Below are 4,148 nucleotides of genomic sequence, written 5' to 3' on the forward strand. Positions count from 1 at the left end.
GTCGACAGCGTTATCCGAACTCCGACCGCCAACCCGCCTGAGGTGTTGAAGGAGTTGCCCGCCATCCCTCTCCCCACCGAATTCGAGGTGACCGATGTGAAGCCCGCCGGCCCTGAGTTCCGGATGGGACGCTTCGCGATCCAGCCTGGCGGGCGCTTCGTCGCGCAGGGATTTCCGCTGCGATTCCTGATCGCGAGGGCCTTCAACACGAACACCGGCGAACAGATTGCCGGCCTTCCCAAGTGGGCCGACGTGGACCGCTTCGACATCACGGCGCAGGCTCCGTCCATGGGACCATCGGCACCGCCGCTCGATATGGAATCTGTAGCGCCGATGCTGCGTTCACTGCTCGTCGACCGCTTCAAGATGAAATACCACACAGAAGACCGGTCAGTCTCGACGTATGCGCTGGTTGCGGGCAAGCCAAAGATGAAGAAAGCGGACCCGGCCAGCCGAACCTGGTGCAGGAACACCAACGCCCCATTCGGTGCCGCCCCCGGCTCGCGTTTAGTCACCTGCCAGAACGTCACCATGGCTCAATTCGCCGAAAGGCTGCTGAGTTTCGCCCCCTGGCTGAACTGGCCAGTGCTCAATGCGACGGCTCTGGACGGGAGCTGGGATTTCTCCCTCACCTTCGGTCAGAACTTTCCAGTGATGGTGGGCGGACCGGGGCGAAGCGGCGACGCATTGCCAGCCAGTGCCGACATGCCAGCCGCCGCGGAGCCGACCGGGGCCGTGACGATCTTCGACGCCGTGGAGAAGCAGCTCGGCCTGAAGCTCGAGCCGAGGAAGCGCCCGATGCCGGTCATCGTGGTCGACCAGATCGAGCAAAAACCCACCGAAAATTAACTAATTTTACTGCGCGAAGTACTTCATCTAACTGGTTGTTCGACGAGCGAGTGAGTTGTCGCTCGTGATACCATCCGCTTTAAGTTGTGAGAAGTGGGCTGGTGTTGCCTTCGCGAGACACCGTCCGAGCCTGGGGGAAATCAGTCCCTTGCTGAAACGGCCCTGTCCCGCCGAACACACTATTGAAGCGGCTTATCGCGCGAAGGGCGGCTGCCGGAGGATACTCGTGACGCAGGAATTGAAACCACACTATGATGTCGTGATTATTGGGGCGGGCCTCGCCGGTCTCGCCCTTTCCACGCAACTGTTAAAGTACGCCAAGAAGACGATTCTCCTGGTGGACAAATGGGACGATCCGCCGCGACCGACCCAGAAAGTCGGCGAGTCACTGGTACAGCTCTCCGGCTACTACTTCTCCAAAATTCTGGACCTGGAAGATTACCTCATGGTCAACCAGTATTTGAAGTACAACCTTCGCTTCTACTGGCAGACCGGCACGGGTGACGATTTCTGGGAAGACGTGTCGTCCTCCAGCATCAAGTCGATCTCAAACATCGCTACGTTCCAGCTGGATCGTAACCATATCGAGCGCCACATGATGGAAAAGGCGAAGAAAGACGAGCGCTTCCAGTTTCTCGGCGGCGTTCGCGACATCGTCACGAATCTGTCCGAAACCGACGAACCGCACACCATCGCTTTCAATAAAGGTCAAACCACCTGCACCTGGGTTGTGGACTGTTCCGGCCGCGGCGGGGTTCTGAAGAAGAAGCTCGGTCTGGAGAAGGAGAGCCCCATCAAGCACGGGTCCACCTGGTGCTGGGTTGAGGGCCTGGTGAACTATGAGAAGTTCACCGATCACACGCATACCGAAGTTCTGATGGACCGCTCGCGGCAGCTGACCGGCAACTTCCCGTTCGTCAACGCCACCAGCCACTTCTGCGGCAAAGGCCGTTGGTTCTGGGTCATCCCGCTGCATGGCATCACCAGCCTGGGCCTGGTCTACGAGCATGCCTCCGTGGACCCGACGGAAGTCTCCAGCGCGAAGAAGATGATCGACTGGGTCTGCAAAGACTGGCCGATGTTTGCCCGAGATCTGCCGAACCGTAAGGTGGTGGACGAAGGCCGCTTCATCTCTTACTCGCACGACTGTAAGCAGACCATCAGCAAGCATCGCTGGGCCATGGCCGGGGAATCGGGCCGCTTCACTGATCCTCTCTACAGCCCTGGCAGCGATCTGATCGCCATCTACAACACGCTTGTTGTTGACGCCATTCTGACAGACGACAAAGATCTGTTGGAAGAAAAAGTGGCTATGGCGGAGCAGGTTGAGCGCGCCATGTACGAAGCGTACGTGCCTACCTACGAGGTCAGCTACAACGCTCTCGGCGATCAGGAAACCTTCACGCTGAAGTACACGTGGGAACTTGCGATCTACTTCGGGTTCTACGTGATGCCGTTCATCAACCAGTTGTTCACGAATCGCCAGTACATGCAGATCTTCTTGCGGCGTTTCGCGATCTTCGGGCCCATCAACAAGTCCGTCCAGCAGTTCCTGGGCGACTACTTCGCGTACAAGCACGAGAACGGTATTAAAGGTCCTTCAGAACCGCTGAACATCGAGTTCTACAGCATCCAGCCTCTGAAGGAATCCGAGACACTGTTCTACCAGATCGGGCTCACTCTCGAAGAGGCCGAAGACCAGACCGAGAAGCACGTGGAGAGGATGCGCGAGTTCGCCCGCTACATCTACGCCCACTGCTACGCCGCAGTTCTGGGCGACAAGCGAGTGCTGCTGAACGCAGCCTTCGTGAAGAGCCTGAAGCTGAAGGACACGAAGTTCGATCCGGAGATGATGAAGGCTCACTACGAGCAGTTCACCCAGTCGGAAGATATCTACGACTGGAATCTGAACCCGTTTGCGCTGGAGCCGTTCATCGGCGCTCTTGTGGAAAACACAACGGCCATGCCGGTTTAAGACAACTCACAGGACAAAGAAAAGCCGGCCGGTTGCGATGTGCAACCGGCCGGCTTTTTTGATTCTGAGAGTCCCGGGCGTTTCGCCCGAAAAGTCCTGGCTCTTGATTGTAAAGAAGGGTTGGTCGGGCTGGCGGGATTCGAACCCACGACCTCTTGCACCCCAAGCAAGCGCGCTAGCCAGGCTGCGCCACAGCCCGATTTACCTAGTCTACACCCTGCTGCTCTGCCGACCAACACTGGCCGCTGCGTCACATTCCGCTGACACAATCCCCCCTCCGGTGACACAATAGAATGGAACCAAAACGAACACTGCGCTCGCCCCGTTTTCGACCGCTCCTGGAGGATTCTCACCGTTGTTACTGACCAATGAACAGAGTTTTGGAGTTGCGTTGCCGGACTTCACGCTGCGCACCCTGAGCGGTGAAGAAGTCAGCCTGTACGCCTCGCTGGCAGGTAAGAAGGGTGCCGTTGTCGTTTTCTGGTCCAGCACTTGTTCGCACTGTGTGCGCTACGACAAAGTCTTCAACGCATTTCCCGCCGCGCACCCCGACCTTGCCTTCCTCGTTCTCGCCTCGCGCAACAGTGAAACGGCCGAGTCCGTTCAGAAAGCGGCCAAAGAGCGCGGCATTACCTTCCCGATCCTGCTCGATCCCCAGGGCAAGACAGCCGGCAAGTGGCACACCGAGCAAACCCCTCGTGCCTTCCTGCTCGACAACGAAGGCAAGCTACTCTACCGCGGTGCCGTGGACAACTTCAAGTACCCCGACGACACAGAGTACATCGGCTACCTCGAACCCGCGATTGCGGACTTCCTCGCAGGACGGCCGGTGAGCCGCACCGAAACCGCCAGCTTCGGCTGCGCGATTCAGTCCGTCTACTACATCATGCCGAAATCACTGTAAGGGCGACAACGATGATGCCTGAAGTTCTCGCCGCTGAGGCAATCAAAGAAGCTCTCGACGCTGCGCCATTTCTCGAGTGCTGCTTCTTCTTCGACGCAATCGAAGACTCCTACGAGATCACAGACATCGAAGGCCACATCCCGGCATGGGTCAAGGGTGCGTATTTCGTGAACGGCCCCGCGCGCTTTGAGCGTGCCGGCCAGCGATACAAGCACTGGCTGGATGGCGACGGCATGATCGTGAGCCTGCGATTCACTGACCAGGGTGTTCACTTCGCCAACCGCTTTGTGCAGACCACAAAGCTGAAGGAAGAAGACGCCGCCGGCCGCTTCCTTTACCGCGGTTTCGGTACCGCATTCCCGGGCGACCGCACGCGCCGCAACGTCATGCTCGAGCCGCCCGTGAACGTCAGCGTGTACC

4 protein-coding genes and 1 tRNA gene are annotated in these 4,148 nt (G+C 58.5%); 4 read left to right on the forward strand and 1 reads right to left on the reverse strand.

Annotated features, from left to right (window positions below; translation table 11 throughout):
* Positions 1-849: TIGR03435 family protein (locus JWR51_RS23895; RefSeq protein WP_299753643.1), on the forward strand; the 849-nt coding region annotated here is incomplete at its 5' end.
* Positions 850-1,075: 226 nt separating this feature from the next.
* Complete coding sequence (locus JWR51_RS23900) at positions 1,076-2,824, forward strand: tryptophan 7-halogenase (protein ID WP_299753645.1); 1,749 nt, start codon at positions 1,076-1,078, stop codon at positions 2,822-2,824.
* 121 nt (positions 2,825-2,945) lie between these two features.
* Here JWR51_RS23900 and JWR51_RS23905 read toward each other — a convergent pair.
* Positions 2,946-3,023, reverse strand: a tRNA-Pro gene (locus JWR51_RS23905).
* A gap of 156 nt (positions 3,024-3,179) precedes the next feature.
* Between JWR51_RS23905 and JWR51_RS23910 the strand changes: the two genes are divergently transcribed.
* Both JWR51_RS23910 and JWR51_RS23915 read left to right on the forward strand, forming a co-directional pair.
* A complete protein-coding gene (locus JWR51_RS23910; RefSeq protein ID WP_299753647.1) occupies positions 3,180-3,728 on the forward strand; it encodes a redoxin family protein in 549 nt (182 codons plus the stop codon).
* 14 nt (positions 3,729-3,742) lie between these two features.
* Positions 3,743-4,148: carotenoid oxygenase family protein (locus JWR51_RS23915; protein ID WP_299753649.1), on the forward strand; the 406-nt coding region annotated here is incomplete at its 3' end.

Origin of the sequence: Devosia sp. (genome assembly GCF_028290625.1) — a bacterium.
Taxonomy (GTDB): domain Bacteria; phylum Pseudomonadota; class Alphaproteobacteria; order Rhizobiales; family Devosiaceae; genus Devosia.